At 57.1% G+C, this 18,179-nt stretch carries 15 protein-coding genes; 8 read left to right on the top strand and 7 right to left on the bottom strand.

The genetic code is table 11. The features are described 5' to 3' along the window. Nucleotides 1–151 precede the first annotated feature (151 nt). Entirely contained in the window at nt 152–874 is a 723-nt protein-coding gene (locus BLU07_RS08940) for an MlaA family lipoprotein (RefSeq protein ID WP_231701615.1), read from the top strand. A 13-nt stretch (nt 875–887) separates the two neighbouring features. Here the strand turns inward: BLU07_RS08940 and BLU07_RS08935 are convergent, their stop codons facing one another. Continuing rightward, complete coding sequence (locus BLU07_RS08935; RefSeq protein WP_231701614.1) at nt 888–1,193, bottom strand: PilZ domain-containing protein; 306 nt, start codon at nt 1,191–1,193, stop codon at nt 888–890. 259 nt (nt 1,194–1,452) lie between these two features. Between BLU07_RS08935 and BLU07_RS08930 the strand changes: the two genes are divergently transcribed. Both BLU07_RS08930 and rssC read left to right on the top strand, forming a co-directional pair. Then, complete coding sequence (locus BLU07_RS08930; protein WP_092386148.1) at nt 1,453–2,646, top strand: PP2C family protein-serine/threonine phosphatase; 1,194 nt, start codon at nt 1,453–1,455, stop codon at nt 2,644–2,646. Then, nucleotides 2,646–3,131 (top strand): anti-sigma factor antagonist RssC, encoded by a 486-nt coding sequence (gene rssC, locus BLU07_RS08925; protein ID WP_092389720.1) that lies wholly within the window; start codon nt 2,646–2,648, stop codon nt 3,129–3,131. The genes BLU07_RS08930 and rssC overlap by 1 nt, the downstream gene beginning before the upstream one ends. Here rssC and tal read toward each other — a convergent pair. The 5 genes from tal to BLU07_RS08900 form a co-directional block, all read right to left on the bottom strand. Continuing rightward, entirely contained in the window at nt 3,120–4,067 is a 948-nt protein-coding gene (gene tal / locus BLU07_RS08920; protein WP_092386146.1) for a transaldolase, read from the bottom strand. The two genes, rssC and tal, sit on opposite strands and share 12 nt — an antisense overlap. A gap of 47 nt (nt 4,068–4,114) precedes the next feature. Next, entirely contained in the window at nt 4,115–5,149 is a 1,035-nt protein-coding gene (gene dusA / locus BLU07_RS08915; protein WP_092386144.1) for a tRNA dihydrouridine(20/20a) synthase DusA, read from the bottom strand. Nucleotides 5,150–5,413: 264 nt separating this feature from the next. After that, a complete protein-coding gene (locus tag BLU07_RS08910; protein WP_092386142.1) occupies nt 5,414–6,352 on the bottom strand; it encodes an Lcl C-terminal domain-containing protein in 939 nt (312 codons plus the stop codon). Nucleotides 6,353–6,558: 206 nt separating this feature from the next. Further along, the gene (locus tag BLU07_RS08905; RefSeq protein WP_231701613.1) at nt 6,559–8,088 is read right to left on the bottom strand and encodes a DHA2 family efflux MFS transporter permease subunit; all 1,530 of its coding nucleotides are present in this window, start codon (nt 8,086–8,088) and stop codon (nt 6,559–6,561) included. Then, nucleotides 8,078–9,112 (bottom strand): HlyD family secretion protein, encoded by a 1,035-nt coding sequence (locus BLU07_RS08900; RefSeq protein ID WP_092386140.1) that lies wholly within the window; start codon nt 9,110–9,112, stop codon nt 8,078–8,080. The genes BLU07_RS08905 and BLU07_RS08900 overlap by 11 nt, the downstream gene beginning before the upstream one ends. Nucleotides 9,113–9,250: 138 nt before the next feature. Here BLU07_RS08900 and BLU07_RS08895 point away from each other — a divergent pair, with 138 nt between their 5' ends. Then, nucleotides 9,251–10,168, top strand: coding sequence for a LysR family transcriptional regulator (locus BLU07_RS08895; RefSeq protein ID WP_092386138.1), 918 nt, complete (start codon nt 9,251–9,253; stop codon nt 10,166–10,168). 153 nt (nt 10,169–10,321) lie between these two features. Then, the gene (gene gltX / locus BLU07_RS08890; protein ID WP_092386136.1) at nt 10,322–11,797 is read left to right on the top strand and encodes a glutamate--tRNA ligase; all 1,476 of its coding nucleotides are present in this window, start codon (nt 10,322–10,324) and stop codon (nt 11,795–11,797) included. Nucleotides 11,798–11,822: 25 nt separating this feature from the next. Here gltX and BLU07_RS08885 read toward each other — a convergent pair whose 3' ends face one another. Then, nucleotides 11,823–12,452, bottom strand: a complete 630-nt coding sequence (locus BLU07_RS08885; RefSeq protein WP_172830108.1) for a TetR/AcrR family transcriptional regulator — start codon at nt 12,450–12,452, stop codon at nt 11,823–11,825. Between the two features lie 243 nt (nt 12,453–12,695). Between BLU07_RS08885 and BLU07_RS08880 the strand changes: the two genes are divergently transcribed. From BLU07_RS08880 to BLU07_RS08870, 3 genes are all read left to right on the top strand, one after another. After that, a complete protein-coding gene (locus BLU07_RS08880; RefSeq protein ID WP_157719160.1) occupies nt 12,696–13,643 on the top strand; it encodes an efflux RND transporter periplasmic adaptor subunit in 948 nt (315 codons plus the stop codon). Continuing rightward, complete coding sequence (locus tag BLU07_RS08875; protein ID WP_092386130.1) at nt 13,640–16,657, top strand: efflux RND transporter permease subunit; 3,018 nt, start codon at nt 13,640–13,642, stop codon at nt 16,655–16,657. The genes BLU07_RS08880 and BLU07_RS08875 overlap by 4 nt, the downstream gene beginning before the upstream one ends. A gap of 73 nt (nt 16,658–16,730) precedes the next feature. After that, on the top strand, nt 16,731–17,999 hold the full coding sequence (locus tag BLU07_RS08870; RefSeq protein WP_092386128.1) for a nitrate- and nitrite sensing domain-containing protein: 1,269 nt from the start codon (nt 16,731–16,733) through the stop codon (nt 17,997–17,999). The last annotated feature ends 180 nt before the right edge of the window (nt 18,000–18,179 follow it).

The following is an 18,179-nucleotide window of genomic DNA, read 5'->3' as shown; positions in this document are numbered from 1 at the left end:
TGCGTCTTCTGCCTGGCTGTTTTCTGTAGGTGGCACAACAGAAAAATATTGCAAAACAACGGCGAGCTGGCAGCGAAAAACACACTGGGATAGAGTGAATAATGGATTACAATGCAGGTATTGCCGTGCCTGGCGAATGGAGATTGACCTGATGAACCCGTTGAATAGCTTGACCTCTGCACTGCTTGGCAGCGTATTGTCGTTGGCTCTGGTAGCACCGGTTTCAGCCATGGAAGACGATGATTATTCCGCTGATTCCCGTAATCCTGACCCCTGGGAACCCATGAATCGGACGATTTTTCGCTTCAATGACACGGTCGACACTTACACGCTCAAGCCGATTTCCAAGGCGTACAATAGTGTGTTGCCCGATCCGGTCAACGACGGGGTGAGCAATGTATTCCGCAACCTGGGTGAGCCAAAAAACTTTTTCAATCACGTATTGCAGGGTGAAATGCACGGTGCCAGTGTCGACCTGTCACGCTTTTTGTTGAACAGTACCCTGGGCGTGGTTGGCGTGTTCGACGTGGCATCGCGGATGGGGCTGGAACATGATCGTCAGGATTTTGGTATTACCCTGGGAATATGGGGTGTAGATAGCGGGCCTTATCTGGTCTTGCCGCTCATGGGGCCAAGCACGGTTCGTGATACGGCAGCGCGGGTGGAAACTGCAGCCAATTATGAATACGGTGGCCACATTACTCATGTGCGCACACGCAACCTGGCTTACGCTACCGATATGGTCAATTCCCGCGCCGGTATCCTTGAGCAGGAGCGCATGATTCGCGGCGATCGTTATATCTTTGTTCGCAATGCCTACCTGCAAAATCGCGAATTCCGTATCAATGATGGCTATGTCGAAGACGACTTTTAGCCGCCATTGACAATCATCCCAGTTGATCGAATCGCACGCCCAGGGTGAATCCGCCTGCATCATCCGGGGTGCAGCGGACCACTTCACCCTTGCCTTCAAGTCCCGGAAGGTTGGGTGTTGGCGAAGGAATGCTGAGAACGACTTGCGTGCCGGCGGGTACTTCGCGTGGTGCGGCAACCTGAACGCCCTGGCTGGACAGATCCTGACACTGCACCGCAAGGCCTTCGGGAAAATCGGTTGCGGCCAGCGTGGCTGGCGTTTCCACTGTCATGCGGATAAAGTCGCGCTTTTCGCTGTACTTTTGGTCATGAAAGGACATGCTGTATCCCCCGGTGTGGTTTGTCATTATTTGCTGCTGGTTAAGTTAACACTAAAATCGCGGAAATTTCTCCATTTGCTGATCGCCGGAGCGAGCGCTTTCTTTGCTTGCCCTTGTACCCCGGTGAAGTGGTTGCCTGTTGGCGGCGATGGGAGTAGTGTTTGCACCTTGAAACGGTCAGCCCGTCTGACTGGGCTAGTTAGTACCCCGACGTCCTGTACTCCGGTCTCGCATCGGGCGACGTTGATGTAGGGAAGATATGCAACTCAATGGTACGACACTGTTGGTGATTGACGACGATGCCCACGCTCGGCAGGCTGTCGTGTCCCATCTTGAATCCTCTGGCTTTGTCGTATTGCATGCCGCCGACGTGACCGAAGGCCAGGCCCTGCTCGCCGAACATCCCCCGGAACTGATTATCTGTGACCTCAATATGGCGGATCACAGCGGTTTCAGTCTGGTGCAAAGGCTGGCCGAGCAAGCCCCTTTACTGCCGATTGTCGTGCTATCTGATACCGGCGACATGAATGAGGTCGTTGAAGCCTTGCGGTTGGGTGCCAGTGATTATCTGATCAAACCGATTTCCGACTTGTTGGTGGTTGAGCATGCGGTACGCCGCAGTCTCGACCGTGCGCGCTTGCGCAGTGAGAACCAGCGTATTCGTGATCGTCTGGAACTGGCCAATCGCGAGCTGGAAAACCACCTCAAAGAATTGCGTGATGATCAGGCCGCCGGACGTCAGGTTCAGCTCAACATGCTGCCGCCCAGTCCCTGGCGAAGCGGAACCTTCTGCTTCGAGCACAAAATCATTCCGTCCTTGTACCTGTCCGGTGATTTTGTCGATTATTTCCGTGTATCGGATACGCAATTGGCCTTTTACCTGGCCGATGTATCCGGGCATGGCGCTTCGTCGGCCTTTGTCACTGTTCTGCTCAAGTTCATGACGACGCGGCTGCTGTACGAGCAGCGTCGGCGAGAGGGAGAAGGTCGCGTTGATTTCAAGCCTTCTGAAGTGCTTGGGCATATCAATCGCAGCCTGATCAGTTGCAAATTGGGCAAGCATGTCACCATGCTGGGTGGCGTGATTGATGAAAAGCGGGGCCAACTGACGTACAGTATTGGTGGCCACCTGCCGCTTCCGTTGTTGCTGGAAGACGGTAAAGCCCGTTATCTGCCCGGCAAAGGCAAGCCGGTGGGCTTGTTCGGGGATGCCGATTATGAAGACTGCACTATCGACCTCCCTGACAACTTCAGCTTGTTGCTGTGCTCCGATGGCGTGCTTGATTGTATTCCCGGGGCCAAGCTGAGAGACAAGGAAGCGCAGCTACCACAATTGCTCGAAGCGTCTTGCGGCGACCTTGCACAATTGCTCTCCAGCCTGCTCCCGGAGCAGGGGCAGGGCAACAAACCGGATGATATCTCAGTCATGTTGCTGAGCAGGAATGAGGAATGATGAACACTGGTCGAATTCAGTTTGCCGAAGCCAAAGGCACCTTTGTGCTCAAGTTTATCGGTGACGTCAGATTGACCCTGTGTGCGGCACTGGATGCTTATATCGAGAAGATTTTCAGTGCGTTGAACTTTGATGCCATTATCATTGACCTGAGTGAAACCGAAGCGATTGACAGTACTTCGTTGGGTTTGTTGGCCAAGCTATCCATCCTTTCGCAACAGAAGGTTGGCTTTTTGCCGACGCTGGTTTCCAATCACGATGACATGAACCGCCTGCTGCAAAGCATGGGGTTCGATCAGGTGTTCAATATCGTATCCCAGGCGGCACCGACTGATACCGAGTTGCAGGATCTGCCGGGGCAAATGTTGTCGGAGGAACTGGTCAAGGACAAGGTTCTCGAGGCCCACCGTATTCTGATGGACCTCAATGAGCATAATCGCGAAGCTTTTCGCGATCTGGTCAGCACCCTGGAGTCAAGCGGCTGAGGCTGCCCGGTTGGCCAGCAGCTGTTCCAGTTTGACCTGATCTGCAGCAAATGCTCGAATCCCCTCAGCCAGCTTCTCGGTGGCCATGGCATCCTCGTTGTGGGCCCAGCGAAAATCAATCTCTTCCAGTTTCTGTCGGGGCTCGGCACTGCCCTGCAGCAGGGGCGAGGGCGTCAGTTCGCCAGGCGTTGCGGCCAGCTCTTCCAGCAGTGCCGGACTGATGGTCAATCGGTCACAGCCAGTCAGCGCGGCAATCTGTCCGCTGTTGCGAAAGCTGGCCCCCATAACGACAGTGCTGTAAAGATGATGCTTGTAGTAACGGTAGATGCGCGCGACTGATTCCACCCCCGGGTCTTCCAGGCCACTGAAATCGCGACCTTCCCTGGCCTTGTACCAGTCGTAAATGCGACCGACGAAAGGCGAGATCAGGTAAACGCCCGCATCGGCGCAGGCTTGCGCCTGGGCGAAGGAAAACAACAAAGTGAGGTTGCACTGGATGTCTTCTTTTTCCAGCTCGGCGGCAGCCTGAATACCTTCCCAGGTGGCGGCAATCTTGATCAGTACCCGATCGCGGCTAATGCCGTTACGCTCGTAGCCCTCAATCAGTTTGCGCGCCTTGTTCAGGGTGGCGCGACGATCAAAGGAAAGGCGGGCATCGACTTCAGTGGAAACCCGACCGGGCACCAATTGGGTGATTTCCTTGCCCACGGCTATTGCAAACAGGTCACAGGCATCAGCCAGGCGCTCATAACTGCCGGCTGAGTCGCGCAGCGCCTGGTCAAGCAGATGACTGTATGCAGGCTGTTGCGCAGCTTTCAGCAGTAGCGAGGGATTGGTAGTGGCGTCAACCGGTTGCAGGCGACGTATAGCTTCAATATCACCGGTATCGGCAACGATCTGGGTATGTTGTTTCAGGCTGTCTAGTTGGCTGGTCATAGTCTGTTCGATAGCTGAGGGTTTGAATTGACCATACCCTATGCCTGTTACAGGGAGCAATCCCGTTTGGCCATGCGGGCCTGCATATCCGCCATCAGGCGGTCATACAGAGCCAGAGGATCATCGGTGCGATGAATGTCGCTGCTCAGGGTGCGGCGGAAGTGTCGGGCGCCGGGCAGCCCCTGGAAAAGCCCGAGCATATGCCGGGTGACGTGGTTCATGTTGCCGCCGCCGGCGATATGTCGGGCAATGTAGGGCCGCATGGCGGCCAGAACCTGCAAGCGATCCGGGCGTGGCGCCGGATCAGCGTAAAAGCGCTGATCGACGTCGGCCAGAAGCCAGGGGTTGTGGTAAGCCGCTCGGCCGAGCATGACACCATCGACATGGGCCAATTGCTGCTCGGCCAGCGCCAGTGAGTCCAGTCCGCCATTGATGATGATCTCCAGCCCGGGATAATCCTGCTTGAGCTGATACACCACCGGATAGCGAAGTGGCGGGATATCACGATTTTCCTTGGGTGAGAGACCTTCCAGAATCGCTATGCGTGCATGCACGATAAAGGTTTCGCAGCCGGCTTCCTTAACCTGACCGACAAAGTCGCACAACTCGGCATAGCTGTCGCGGCCATTGATGCCGATACGGTGTTTGACTGTCACCGGCAGCTTGCAAGCCTCGCGCATGGCCCTGACGCCATCCGCCACCAACGCGGGATGCCCCATCAGGCAGGCACCAATCAGGTTGTTCTGAACCCGGTCGCTGGGGCAACCGACATTCAGGTTCACCTCGGCAAAGCCCGCTTGTTCCGCAAGGGCGGCACACTGCGCCAATTCCTCAGGATTGCTGCCTCCCAGCTGGATAGCCAATGGCTGTTCTTCGGCGTTATAGCCGAGAAAGCGCGAGCGATCGCCATGAATGATCGCACCGGTGGTGACCATTTCGGTGTACAGCAAGGCGTGCTGGCTGATCAGGCGGGCAAAGTAACGATAGTGACGATCCGACCAATCCATCATCGGCGCTACGCAGAAGCGCCGCGACGGGCCAGGGCGCGTGGTTGCTGGGCTGGAGGGCTGTTTCTGCTGCATTCTGTAGTGCCTGTTATATGCTCATTTGCTAGCGTTTTCGCGTGTTTTTTGCGTGCCCTTGCTACAATGTAGCAACGCCACCAGACGATGTAGCACCGGTATACGGGCACAATAATTCAGCGCAAACGAAAGAATGGAAACACTGCTTTACTGCGCTTAAACGCACAAAGCGCCAAAGCAAAGCAGTTTATCAGGAAAGACAGGCGTTAGCCGCGTGGCAGGCTAACGCCTGCCTGACGCAGCAAGAACTTGAGTTGAGCGTGGCTAGCTGCCCTGGGTTCGGCGTTGCCGCAGTACCATCAGTGCCACAGCACTGAGCAAGCTTGACATCAAAAGCAACGCCCATGCCGATAAAGTCGGCACCGGAGTCAACATCACGGGTACAGGTGCGTCGCTAGTCGTGATATTTCTGGGTCCAACAACGGACGAGAAGTTGTCAGCACCGTCTCTGGCCACGAAATAGACCGAATACGCTGTGTTGGCGCTCAAACCGTTAACGTTGAAAGTTGTGCTGCTCTGGCCCGGCATCAATGCTCCTGAACCATCGGCGACGACTGTGGCACCGGGGTAGGAGACTCCAGCCTGGACCTGCACGTCCGTTGGGGGCGTGCCACCATCAATGATGGCGATCCAGTAGCCGGTACCACTTGCACCATTGGTCACTGTGGCCGTCAGAGTGGTGGTTGTCGCCGTTGTACCCGACACTGCGCTTGATAGCGTCGTCCCGCAGGGCGCGTCGACGCCGTACACATTGCCCTGGTGCCGCACCAAGCGCGCTACGGCGCTGGTCACAATTGCCGAATTGGCTCCATTCGCAAAGCTCGTTACCCATTGCCCGCCACCGATGATGTCGGAGGTCCAATGCCAGTCGGCAATATTGTTTGGCAGGGTGGTGGTCTGATTAGTCCAGAGTGCATTGTTAATGGCAAAGGTCGGAACACACCAGTCATTGAAACCGTGCTGGCCTGCCAGGTTCAGTGTTGTAGCGGCACTTTGTGCGCCAGCCCAGCTGTACATCCCGGCGGTACCCGTACAAGCGGTGCCGGTTTGGCCAAGATGGCACGTGTCCCACACCAGTGAAGACGTGCTATCTGTCAGCGTGCCATCGCCATTGAGAGAGTAAACCGCCCAGGTGGGAGACGAATAAAGAATGGCAGCGGCAATGAAAGCCGTCGTCGAGGCGCCAAAAAACCGCATTGTCATTCCAGTACTCCCGGGTCTAGGTAAAGTTATTTCTCGCAATTGCGAGATGAATAATGGCTTGTTGCGATCAAATATAGCACTAAAGGACAGTTTGAAAGAGCTTTCTGATATTAAAGGGCCGCTTAATCCCTGTGGCAGTTTGATGAGTGGCCAGGTTGTTGTGTTCCTTGCACAGTTTTGCCTTCTCAATGGTTACTGATGAACGCTCAGGAACGCGGCAATGCCTTGGTTATCAGAATGCAAACCACGGAAAAAGCCAGCATGCCGCCAATAAAGTGAAAAGCGTCGTTGTAGGCAAGAATCTGCGCCTGTTGCAGTACCTGGTTTTGAAGCGCCTGCAAGGCGGCCTGTTCACTGCCCAGCTGGGACTGAAGTATTGCCAGCCGCTCGCCGAGTTCCGGGTTGCCGGGGTGAATATGTACGCGCAATTGCTCGTAATACACGCTGCTGCGGCTATCCAGCAGGGTAGCCAGCAGGGCAATCCCCAGGGCGCCGCCAATATTGCGCAGTATGTTATACAGTGTGGACGCTGAACCGGCTTGGGATGGTGGTATCAATGCGGTTGCCAGAATTGACAAGGGCACGAGGATCATCGGCTGCCCCATAGCGCGAATGATCTGGATTGCCAGCAACTGGTCGCCGGCAAAGTCCAGGTTAAGCCGCCCGCTGAGAAAGCTGGCGGTGGCAAACAGAGTAAAGCCACAGGCACAAATCCAGCGCGCATCAAGATGCCGCATCAGCAGGGGTACCAGCGGTATTACCAGCAGTTGCGGCAACCCCATCCACATGATTACCTGGCCAATCTGTAGCGGGGTATAGGCCTGTACCTGGGCAAGATAGAGCGGCAGGATAAAAATGGTACCGAACAGCCCGACCCCGAGACCGATATTCGCCAGGCTGCCGAGCAGAAAGTTGCGTTCGGACAGCAGGCGCAGATTAACCAGATGGTTGTCCCGCGACAGCTGAAGAATCACGAAAGTCACCAGGCTGACAAAGGCAATCAGCGCCAGTACCCGCATGGTCACGGACTCAAACCAGTCCTCGCGATACCCTTCCTCAAGGAGTACCAGCAGGCAACCGAGACCAATCAGCATGGTCAGAATGCCGGCGTAATCCCCCTGACGCAGTAACTCCCAGCGTGGCGGTTGCTTATCCAGACCATAGAGCAGCCCGGAGATCATCAGGGCGCCGGGAATGAGGTTGATGTAGAAAATATACTCCCAACCAAAATGCTCCGTCAGCCAGCCACCCATGGCGGGGCCGATCGAGGGCGCAAAGGTAGCGGTAATGGCAAACAGCGCCATGCCTTTTGGACGGGTTTCCAGTGGCAGCCTGGTCAGCACCAGAGTGAAAGCAAAGGGGATCAGCGCACCCCCGGCCAGTCCCTGCAGTACCCGGAAGACCACCATGCTTTCCAGACTCCAGGCCATCGAGCAGAGCAGTGAAGCAACCACGAAAAGCCCGGATATACTCACCGCAAAGCGCCGCGGCGACATCACAACGGTCAGCCAGGCGGCCAGCGGTATGACCACCACTTCAGCGACCAGGTAGGACGAGGAAATCCAGGAGCCTTCTTCCAGGGTGGCTGACAATGCCCCCTGGATTTCTTTCAGCGAGGCATTGACGATCTGGATATCCAGAATCGCCATGAATGCCCCGAGAATCGCAGCCAGGATGGCGATCCAGTCGCGTCGTGTCGGGGGTGAAATCAGTTCCGGACGCAGGTCAGTCGTCACGCAGGTCGACCCGAACCGAGACCGACATGCCAGGGCGCATCCGGGCACTCAACGGGTGTGTCGGATCCGGCAGTATTTTCACCGGAATCCGCTGCACTACCTTGGTAAAGTTGCCGCTGGCGTTGTCTGCCGGTAGCAGGCTGAATTGCGAGCCGGCAGCCGGAAACAGGCTGTCAATGCGTCCGTCGATCTGTTCGCCGGGGAAGGCATCCAGGGTCAGGCTTGCTGTCTGACCTGGGCGCATGCGACTGATCTGGGTTTCCTTGAAGTTGGCCTGGATCCACTGTTGGTCCGGTGGTACCAGGGCAAGCAAATGTTGCCCGGGCTGCACGCTCTGACCAGGACGCACGTTCCGTTGACCGACGACACCATCAATCGCCGCGCGCACATCACTGCGTTCAATATTCAATTGCGCTTGCTCGATATCACTGGCTATGGCCTGCCGATCGGCGGCTAGTTGCGACAGCTCGGCTTCAAGACTGGCAGCCGCCAGGCTCTGCGTGGCCAGTGCTGCTTCGGCCTGCTGTTGTTGTGCGCGGGCAATGGCCAGATTGGCTTGCAGGGTGCTTTCCTGCTCGACGGCGGCGTAACCGGAGCGCAAAAGTGGCGTCAGTCGCTGCAAATCGCGCTGGTAACGCTGTTGCTCGGCTTCGCGCGCGGCTACGTTGGCACGGGCTGCGGCCAGCAGGCTGTCTTGCTGTGCCAGTCGGGCACGGACCTGGGCGCTGGCAGCTTCCGTTGATGCATACCGGGCCTGCGCGCGGCGCAAGGCCAGTTCGTGGTCACGTGGATCCAGTCGCAACAGAATATCGCCGCGTTGAACCTGTTGGTTGTCGGTCACCCGTATCTCGCTGACCTGTCCGTGGAGTTGGCTGCTGACGCGCGTGATATCAGCCTGCACATAAGCATTGTTGGTACTGGTGTAGTGCTGGCCGATCAGCCACCAATAAGTGCCATAGCCGGCCAAGGCAAGCAGGACGACACAGAAAAAGGCCAACAGACGAAAACGGACGCGAGTGGACACAGTTTTACCTGATAATGATTATTGTTGATGTAGAATGCATATGGGCGTTCCGTGCCTTTGGCTAAACACTAGCACTGTCGCGCATGTCTATATAGAGTTTGGAATCTGGAAACTTTGTTGCATTCAAGGAACAGTATTATGGGTCTGGATGATGCGTTGATTTTTACTCGGGTGGTCGAGTGCCACAGCTTCACCAGTGCGGCGACCACACTGGGCATGCAGAAGTCCACCGTCAGTCGACGGATTGTGCAATTGGAAGAACGGCTCGGCGTGCGCCTGCTCAACCGAACCACACGCAAGCTGCGTTTGACCGAAGTCGGTCAGGCCTATTACGAGCGCTGCCGGCAGATCATGCAGGAATTTGCCGAAGCTGAGCAGGCTATCATGCAGCTGCAAAGCGAGCCGACGGGTTTATTGCGCGTCAGCTCGCCCATCGAGTTTGGCCAGTTGTTCCTCGGTGGCGTAGTCGGTGAGTTCATGTGCCGTTATCCGGCCATTCAGGTTGAGGTGGATCTTACGACGCGGGTTATTGACCCGGTGGAAGAGGGCGTTGATGTGGTCATACATCGTGGTCGCCCGCAGGATTCCAGCCTGGTTGCCCGGCCGATGATGGCCAGCCCCAGACAGTTGTTTGCCAGTCCGGACTATCTGCGAGAGTACGGTACCCCGCAGTCTCCTCAGGAATTGGTGCAGCACCGCTGTATCCATACCGTCATGGACAGCAGCCGCAAATGGCGCTTTGTCGAGCCGGATGCGAACATCGCTATCACCCCGGTGCTGACCGTGAACAACATCACCTTCGCCCGCGAAGCCGCCATTGCCGGCGCCGGTATTATCAATGTGCCAGCCTTCATTGCCGAGCCGCAGGTGGAGGAGGGCAAATTGTGCCGGGTGTTGGAGCACTGTACATTGCCTTCCAGCGAGCTGTATGCCCTCTATCCTTCTCGGCGTTTTCAGTCGATGAAGGTCAAGGCGTTTATCGATTTTGTCATTGCCAGGCTGGAACAGCGGGTCAATCTCGGTCTCGACGAGGAGCTGCTGGCATTGATTAACTGAGGGCGCGTCCTTGCGCGTGGTGCCTGACAGCCGGGGTGCATCTGTCGCATTGTGCTCCGTTTCCCTGAGCGCAAGGATTCAAGCGCGGCCTGCGCTCAGGTAGAATGCCGGCATTGACCCCTTCGGGCGCTGGCCCATCAGTAGAGAGATTTCATGACTGTTCGTACCCGTATCGCACCGTCGCCCACCGGCGACCCCCACGTTGGCACCGCCTATATTGCCCTGTTCAATCAGTGTTTCGCGCGTCAGCACGGTGGTCAGTTCGTCCTGCGCATTGAAGACACCGATCAGGTGCGCTCGACGCCAGAATCCGAACAGCAGATTCTGGACGCCCTGCGCTGGCTCGGGCTGGACTGGGATGAAGGTCCGGACGTCGGTGGCCCGCATGGGCCCTACCGGCAAAGCGAGCGCAGTGCGATTTACCAGCAACACAGCGAACACTTGATTGAGCAGGGCCATGCTTTCCGTTGCTTCTGCAGTGCGGAGCGTCTGAACAGCTTGCGGGCCGAGCAGATGGCCAATAAACAGACCCCGGGCTATGACGGCCATTGCCTGCATCTGGATGCCGCTGAAGTCGAGCGCCGAATGGCTGCTGGCGAATCGCACGTAGTGCGCATGCAGGTGCCTGGTGACGGTGTCTGCAAGGTACAGGATATGCTCCGCGGTGAGATCGAAATTCCCTGGGAGCAGGTCGACATGCAGGTGCTGATGAAGGCCGATGGCCTGCCGACCTATCACCTGGCCAATGTGGTGGATGACCATTTGATGGGCATTACCCATGTATTGCGTGGCGAAGAGTGGATCAATTCGGCGCCCAAACACATGTTGCTGTATCAGTATTTTGGCTGGGATATGCCCGAGCTGTGTCACATGCCGCTGCTGCGCAACCCGGACAAGAGCAAACTGTCCAAGCGCAAGAACCCGACCAGTATCACCTTCTACGAGCGCATGGGCTATCTGCCGCAAACAGTGGTCAATTATCTTGGCCGCATGGGCTGGTCGATGCCCGATGAACGGGAAAAGTTCTCCCTCGACGAGATGGTCGAACACTTTGATATACAGCGCGTCTCGCTCGGCGGGCCGATTTTCGATGTGGAAAAGCTGTCCTGGCTCAACGGCCAGTGGTTGCGCGAACTGGATACCGAGGCTTTTGTCCGTGCCGCTCAGGCCTGGGCACTCAATCCCGAGTACCTGAAACCCCTGGTGCCGCTGCTGCAGACACGGGTGGAAACCTTCAGTGACATGCTACCGCTGGCCGCCGTGTTTCTCAGTGGCAAGGTGAATCCCGATCCGGCCCTGTTTGCGCACAAGAAACTGACGCCAGATCAGGTTCGTGAAGCCCTGCAACTGCTGCTCTGGAAGCTGGAAGGGTTGCGTCACTGGGACAAGGACGGCATCACCGCAGCGATAAACCAGATTGCCGGGGCTTTCGAATTGAAGCTGCGCGACCTGATGCCCTTGTTGTTTCCGGCGATAACCGGGCAGGCCAGCTCGGTTTCGGTACTGGACGCCATGGCCCACCTGGGCCCGGATCTGACACGTTTTCGTCTGCGTCAGGCGCTGGAACTGCTGGGGCCTGGCTCGAAGAAGGAAATCAAAGCCTGGGAAAAGCGTCTGGCGCTACTCTGATTCCCTCAGCGGCGCTGTTACCACATCAGGGTGACAGCGCGTGTTTCTGCATCGACAGGGTGTACTCGACCATCTCGGCCATATCGGGGTGGTCGCTATCCTCGGCACTGTGCAGCCGGGCCTGCATAATGATTCCGTGTAAACTGCCTCTCAGGTAAAACGCCGTTTTTGTCGGGTTGCTGACGCGCTCCTTGCTCAGACTGCCATCACGCAGGCCGTGCTCAAGGCAGGCGACCATTTTCTGCATTATCTGCTCGCCGCAATGGATAAGCTCAAGCGTCAAATCGTCAGGCTGTTCGCGCTCCACAAAAGCACTGACCTGGGTTAATGCGTCAAAGTAATTGGGCTGTTCGCGGCTGAATGCAAAATACGCACGACCGATATTTCCTACTTGCTGCATACCGGTGTCGGCTTCCGCGATGACCTTTTCGAAGCGCGCATTCAGTGCCTGCCCGGCCCGCAAGATAATCCCGCGCATGATGGCTGGCTTGTCCTTGAAGTAGACGTACAGCAAAGCCCGGCTCAGCTCGGCCTGTTGCGCTATCTCCTGCATGCTGCTGCGCTCGTATCCTTTATCAAAGAAGACTGTTTCGGCAGCGTTAAGGATCGCTTCGCGGCGATTCAGCTTTTCTTCAGTGCGACGAGAGTGGTTCATGGGGGCCTTGATAGTGATTGATGGTCGTATTCTGCTTTTCTGTTGACAAGTTGTCAAACTTTGACAAACTGTTAATGACAAAGTGTCAAAAGTATGGAGCCAGCCATGTTGCATCAGATGCGCCCAGTCAGCACGATTTTAATCAGCACTCTATTGCTTTTCGGTTGTACCGAGAGCAATCCCGGTTCGCTAGCAGCAGCCGAGGGAGAGGAGTCTCCGGCGCTTGCTTCCGTCAGGGTTGCAGTGCTGGATCTTGATAGCGATCCGGATACCCTGCGTTTCGCTGGCGTGGCAATGCCATCGGAGCGAGCCAGTCTGACCTTTCAGGTAGGCGGGGTGCTCAGTCGCAAAGGCTTGCAGCTAGGCCAGACAGTGGTTGCCGGTGAGTTGCTCGCGACCCTGTATAACCCCGAGTTGCAGCCTGCCTTGCAGGCAGCCGAAGCGCGCCTGAATGAGCTGAGTGCTCAGCTTGAGCAGGCGCAGCGCGAAGCCAGCCGTGCCAGGCAACTGCATGAGCGCGGGGTCATGTCCTCTCAGCAACGCGAACAGCTGGAGTCTGCTGCACAACGTCTGCAAGCCGCTCTGGTCAGTGCCGAAGCGGGGCTGCGCCAGCGTCAGCAACTCGCTGCGGAAGCAGAGCTGCGAGCACCGTTTTCCGGTCAGGTGCAAGGCTTGCCCGTTGAGTCGGGAGAGTTTGTTGCTGTGGGTCAGCCAGTGGTTCACCTCACCAGTGTAGAAAAGCTGGAACTTCACGTGAGTATACCCGGCGAATGGGCTCAGGGTTTGCATCCAGGCCAGGTGGTCGAGGTATGGGCGGCAGGCACAGGGAAGACCTTGCAGGCTGAGGTCCATGAAGTGGCCCAGGGGCAGTCCGGGCAGCAGGCACTGTATCCGGTCAGGCTGCGTTTGCCGGACGGTCAGGCGCGTCCGGGCGACAGCCTGCAGGTTGAATTGCCCCGTGACGCTGACTCGCGCTTGCGCGTGCCACTGGCTGCAGTGCTGCGCCATGCTGGCGAGCCGGCAGTATTTCGAGTCCGTGATTCGCACGTTGAGCGCGTAGTGGCGAGGGTCGTGGCTTTGCGTGGGGAATGGGCCATGGTGCCACCAGGAGAGCTGCAGGCAGGTGATCGGGTTGTCTATGCCGGATTGAGTCGGCTACTGCCCGGAGATCGGGTGGAGGTGTTGCCATGAGCCGCTGGCTGGCTGGTCGTCCCCGTCTGATCGGTTTGGTGGTAACCATGTTGTGCCTCCTCGGGCTGTCCAGCTATTTCAATATGGCGCGTCAGGAAGATCCGAGCTTTCCTTACCGCGCTGCCTTGCTGACAGTCATTTATCCAGGCGCTGATGCGGAATCCATTGAACGTCTGGTCTTGCGACCGCTGTCTGACGAGTTACTGCAAGTCGATGAAGTGAATTATTTCACCGCCAATGCCCGCAATGGGGTGGCATTGATTACCCTGCAGTTGCGCGATGTCATCTACGACACCGACTCGGCCTGGGACCGGGTTCGTCAGGCCATGCAAAGAGCCGAGCTGGAAATGCCTGACGGCATTCAGCGCATGAGTCTGGATGACCGCTTGATTGATATTCCTGCCGTTGTGCTCGCGCTTCGTGGTGATGCTTCGCTGGTGACATTGAGTCAGGAGGCTGAGCGACTCAAGCGGGCAATGATGGATATTCCGGCTTTGTCGCGTATTGAAGTTGACGGCCAGGCTGACGAACAGATCACCATTGCGTTGCGCGATAGCGATCTGCAGCGTTTCGGCGTATCACGCAATCAATTGATTTCTCGACTCAGTGAACGCAACCAGGTTCTGCCGGGCGGATTTGTGAGCGTGGCAGAACAGCGGCTGAGTCTGCTGCCGAACAGCGAGTTTGTCAGCCTGGACGAATTGGCCTTGACCCAGATCGGTCTGCCGGATGGCAGCAGTGTTTCTTTGTCGGCACTGGCCGATATCTGGCGCGGCCCGGTTGAACCCTATCAGCCGCGTGCCTGGTTTGCTTCGGAGCAGGCCGTCATGTTGAGCCTCATACCACGACGCGGTCAACTGGATGCGGTCGCATTTGGTCAGGCTGTCCGCCAGCGTTTGCAGGAGCTGCGTGGTGAGTTTGCACCGCTGGAAATTGATGAAGTCTATTTTCAGCCTGATCTGGTGGTAGAGCGGCTGGACAGCCTTGAACGCAGCCTGCTGGGTAGTGTGTTGATCATCGTCGGTGTTGTGCTCCTGGGTATGGGGTGGCGAATGGGCTTGCTGGTAGCAAGCATGCTGCCGCTTGTGGTCCTGATCAGCCTGGGAATCTATAACCTGGGCGGCGGCATCCTGCATCAGATCGCTGTCACCGGCATCGTAATTTCATTGGGCGTGCTGATTGATAATGCCATTGTCATGGTGGAGAACATACAGCACCGCCTGAGCAGTGGTCAGCCCCGTGCAGAGGCTGCGCAAGATGCAATCAAAGAGATGGCCGGCCCTCTCGGGGCTTCGACAGCGACCACTCTGGCGGCGTTTACGCCACTGCTTTTGTCCAAAGGCGCCACTGCCGATTTTACCCGGGGTATTCCCGTCATGATCATGCTGACATTGACGATCAGTTACCTGATGGCGGTGACAGCCTGTGCCTTGTTGGCCAGCAAATTGCTGCACCCTGGACAGCGTGCCCAGGGACGCTGGATGCAATGGCTGTCCGGCTTGTTGGCCGAGGCCAGTCGACGCGCTCCTGGCCTCCTGGTGTTGATGGGTGCTGTCATGGTGGTACTGAGTGTGGGAATGTCGCCCTGGTTGCAGACACAGTTTTTCCCCAACGCGGATCGACCGCTGGTGATTGCCGAATTGTATTTGCCGGTAGGCAGCGACCAGTCACATACCATGGCCGTTGCATCAGAGGTAGAGGGTTGGTTGTTGCAGCGTGACGATGTGCAGCGTATAGACCGTTTCGCCGGTTATGCAGGCCCCAGTTTTTATTACAATCTGATGCGTGCGCCGGAATCGCCGCACCGTGCCCGCCTGGTGATTCATACCCGTGACCTGGCGTCCACCCGGACTATTATGGATGAGCTGCGTGAATACTCCTTGCAGCAACATCCGTCACTGGAGCTGGTGACCAGTATCCTGGGCCAGGGGCCGCCACGGCTGGCTCCGGTGGAGGTTCGTTTGTATCACGTCGATGAACAGCAACGGCATGCTGCGGCTGAGCAGGTCTTTGCTGCCCTGCGCAGCGTTGAAGGTACCGCAGATGTTCGCCATGACATTGATCTGGGTGTGCCTGCAATCAAGGTCAGAGTAGATGATGCCCAGGCAGAACGCTTCGGCCTCAGTCGGGCCGACGTTGCGCGGAATCTGTTTGGGCGCAGCCTGGGTGCCAGAGTTGAACTCTATCGGCAGGAACGCGAACCCATTCCAATGGTGCTGCGAACTCCGGAAGGCACCCAGCAAGACATCCGGCAATTGGCTTCCGGGCTGATCATCAGCCCGCAGGGTAATGCTGTGCCGTTGAGTGCTCTGGCCAGCCTTGAGCCCGTGTGGGAGACGGCCAGTATCAGGCAGCGCAATGGCGTTCGGGTCACCACGGTCAGCGCCAATCTGCAGCCGGGCTTTGCTTTCAGCCAGGTTCAGGAGGCTTTGCAACAACACCTTGGCGAGAATCCGCTGCCAGCCGGAACCCGGCTCGAATATGGTGGTGACAGTGAGGGCTCGGGGGATGCCAATAGCGCTCTGGCCACAACGGCCCCGGTGGGTATCCTGTTACTGCTTTTCTTTCTGCTCTGGCAGTTCAATTCGTTTCGGCGGGTTGGCATTATCCTGCTGACGGTTCCTCTGGCTGCGGTAGGGGTGGTACCCGGGCTGGTGCTGACAGGGTCGCCCTTCGGGTTTCAGTCCATGCTGGGGGTGATTGCGCTGGTCGGTATTGTGGTCAACAACGCGATTGTGCTGATCGACCTGATTGATCAACGTCTGGCGTCGGGTGCCAGCGTGGCGGATGCTGTGGCAGAAGCGGTGCAGCGAAGAACACGGCCCATTCTGCTCACTACGGCGACGACTGTCGCGGGTTTATTGCCGCTTGCGCTGTCGTCTTCGACGTTATGGCCACCCATGGCCTGGGCGATCATCTCGGGTTTGCTGGCCTCAACCTTTCTCACTTTATTGGTTATTCCGGCGCTTTGCCGGTTGACCTTGAAGCCGGTTGGCGTCCCGAACCAGAGCTGATCTTTCTGTTCTGCCCGTTGTTGGTACAAGTATTGCTTTACATGAGACATGGTGTTTTTTCTGGAGCTTTGCCATGTCCCGTGCACTGGACTTTATTCTGGCGGCCCGTCGCAGTGAAATTCAGGGGCTGCAACAGCTCGATGCAACCTGCGAACTGGTGGCCAAGGTCAGTCAACTGGTCCATACCTTGCAGCGTGAACGGGGTTATTCGAATATTCATCTGGGCAGCCCGGATGACCAGTGTCAGGATGCCCTCGATGCGCTGACTGCGCAAAGCAAGCTGGCAGAGAGTGTCTTGCTGGATGGGTTTGAACAGCCGGATCTGAACCGCGCCTGTGCTGCGGAGAAGGTGCGGCTGTTCAATCATATAGCAGCCGTATTACATGGGCTGGAAGGCCTGGTCAGATTGCGTGCTGCGGTACGGCGCCGAACATTGAGTGCCGAAGAGTCCACTGCTGCCTTCAGTCGCCCGATTGCGGCCCTGTTGGCGGTGGTTTTCGAGGCAGCAGATACCGCCAGTGATCCCAAGGTCACACGATGCCTGGTCGCACTGTTCAACATGATGCAGGGCAAGGAACTGGCTGGCCAGGAGCGGGCGACCGGAGTGGCTGGCTTCATCAATGGCTGGTTCAGTCCGGTTCTGATCCAGCGGTTGCACTTTCTGGGTGAGAGCCAGCAACGCTGCTTTGAAACCTTTGTCGATTTTTCTACCCCTGAAGCCTTGCTGGCCTGGAAGGCACTGGCGGCTGAGCCCTGGCAGACAGAGATTGAACAGTTGCGCCTGGTAGCCATGCGCAGCAGTGAGCAACAACCGATTCCTGCCAGTTTGCATCTGCCGTGGTTTGAGCTGACTACGACGCGAATTGATGCATTCAAGGCGATTGAAGATCAGTTGACGCTTGAGTTGCGTAACCAATGCCATTGCAGCATTGCCGAGGCAAGCGCGGAACTGGACAATCATCGTGCCCTGCTTAAGCGCCTGGGAAGTATGGATAGTACGGCAGCCAGTCCGGGTACCCGGTTGTACAACGTGCAGGCAACCGAGCTGGAATCAGTGCCCGGCGATGCCATGGGTCATCAACTGAATCGTTCGGTGCTGGATTTGGTGCATGAGCAGAATCAGCGTTTGCTGGCACTGCACGATGAGCTGGCCGTAGTGCGTACTTCGTTGGACGAGCGCAAGTGGGTAGAGCGAGCCAAGGGCTTGCTGATGGAGCAGCACAAGGTCAATGAACCTGAAGCTTACCGGCTGTTGCAGCAGGCGGCGATGAGTCAGGGCGTGCGACTTCTGGAAGTGGCACGCACTCTGATCAATCAGGAAAAAGGCCGTCCGGGAAGGTGATTGCATGCACTGGCACTGCGCAAGTCCCTATTGAGTTGCGCTTTAACTGTGCACTTTATCCGTGGGTCTGCTTCTCCTGCTATCGGCTCAAGGGTCATAACATCGAACCACAAGCGGAATACCCGAGCTCTTGATGCCCATGGTCTTCAGGTTTATCAGGTTATTCGAGCAAGTGGCTGT

This window comes from Halopseudomonas salegens, assembly GCF_900105655.1.
Taxonomy (GTDB): domain Bacteria; phylum Pseudomonadota; class Gammaproteobacteria; order Pseudomonadales; family Pseudomonadaceae; genus Halopseudomonas; species Halopseudomonas salegens.
The sequence above is the reverse complement of the archived record's forward strand: the minus strand, read 5'-3'. Positions and strand labels throughout refer to the sequence as shown.

Excerpts from the sequence above, each read along its gene's own strand:
- tal (WP_092386146.1), bottom strand. The coding sequence starts at position 4,067 with ATGACCAGCCAACTAGACAGCCTGAAACAACATACCCAGATCGTTGCC.
- BLU07_RS08875 (WP_092386130.1), top strand. The coding sequence starts at position 13,640 with ATGAGCCGCTGGCTGGCTGGTCGTCCCCGTCTGATCGGTTTGGTGGTA.
- BLU07_RS08870 (WP_092386128.1), top strand. The coding sequence starts at position 16,731 with ATGTCCCGTGCACTGGACTTTATTCTGGCGGCCCGTCGCAGTGAAATT.
- dusA (WP_092386144.1), bottom strand. The coding sequence starts at position 5,149 with ATGCAGCAGAAACAGCCCTCCAGCCCAGCAACCACGCGCCCTGGCCCG.
- BLU07_RS08935 (WP_231701614.1), bottom strand. The coding sequence starts at position 1,193 with ATGTCCTTTCATGACCAAAAGTACAGCGAAAAGCGCGACTTTATCCGC.
- BLU07_RS08930 (WP_092386148.1), top strand. The coding sequence starts at position 1,453 with ATGCAACTCAATGGTACGACACTGTTGGTGATTGACGACGATGCCCAC.
- gltX (WP_092386136.1), top strand. The coding sequence starts at position 10,322 with ATGACTGTTCGTACCCGTATCGCACCGTCGCCCACCGGCGACCCCCAC.
- BLU07_RS08940 (WP_231701615.1), top strand. The coding sequence starts at position 152 with ATGAACCCGTTGAATAGCTTGACCTCTGCACTGCTTGGCAGCGTATTG.
- BLU07_RS08895 (WP_092386138.1), top strand. The coding sequence starts at position 9,251 with ATGGGTCTGGATGATGCGTTGATTTTTACTCGGGTGGTCGAGTGCCAC.
- rssC (WP_092389720.1), top strand. The coding sequence starts at position 2,646 with ATGAACACTGGTCGAATTCAGTTTGCCGAAGCCAAAGGCACCTTTGTG.
- BLU07_RS08885 (WP_172830108.1), bottom strand. The coding sequence starts at position 12,452 with ATGAACCACTCTCGTCGCACTGAAGAAAAGCTGAATCGCCGCGAAGCG.
- BLU07_RS08910 (WP_092386142.1), bottom strand. The coding sequence starts at position 6,352 with ATGACAATGCGGTTTTTTGGCGCCTCGACGACGGCTTTCATTGCCGCT.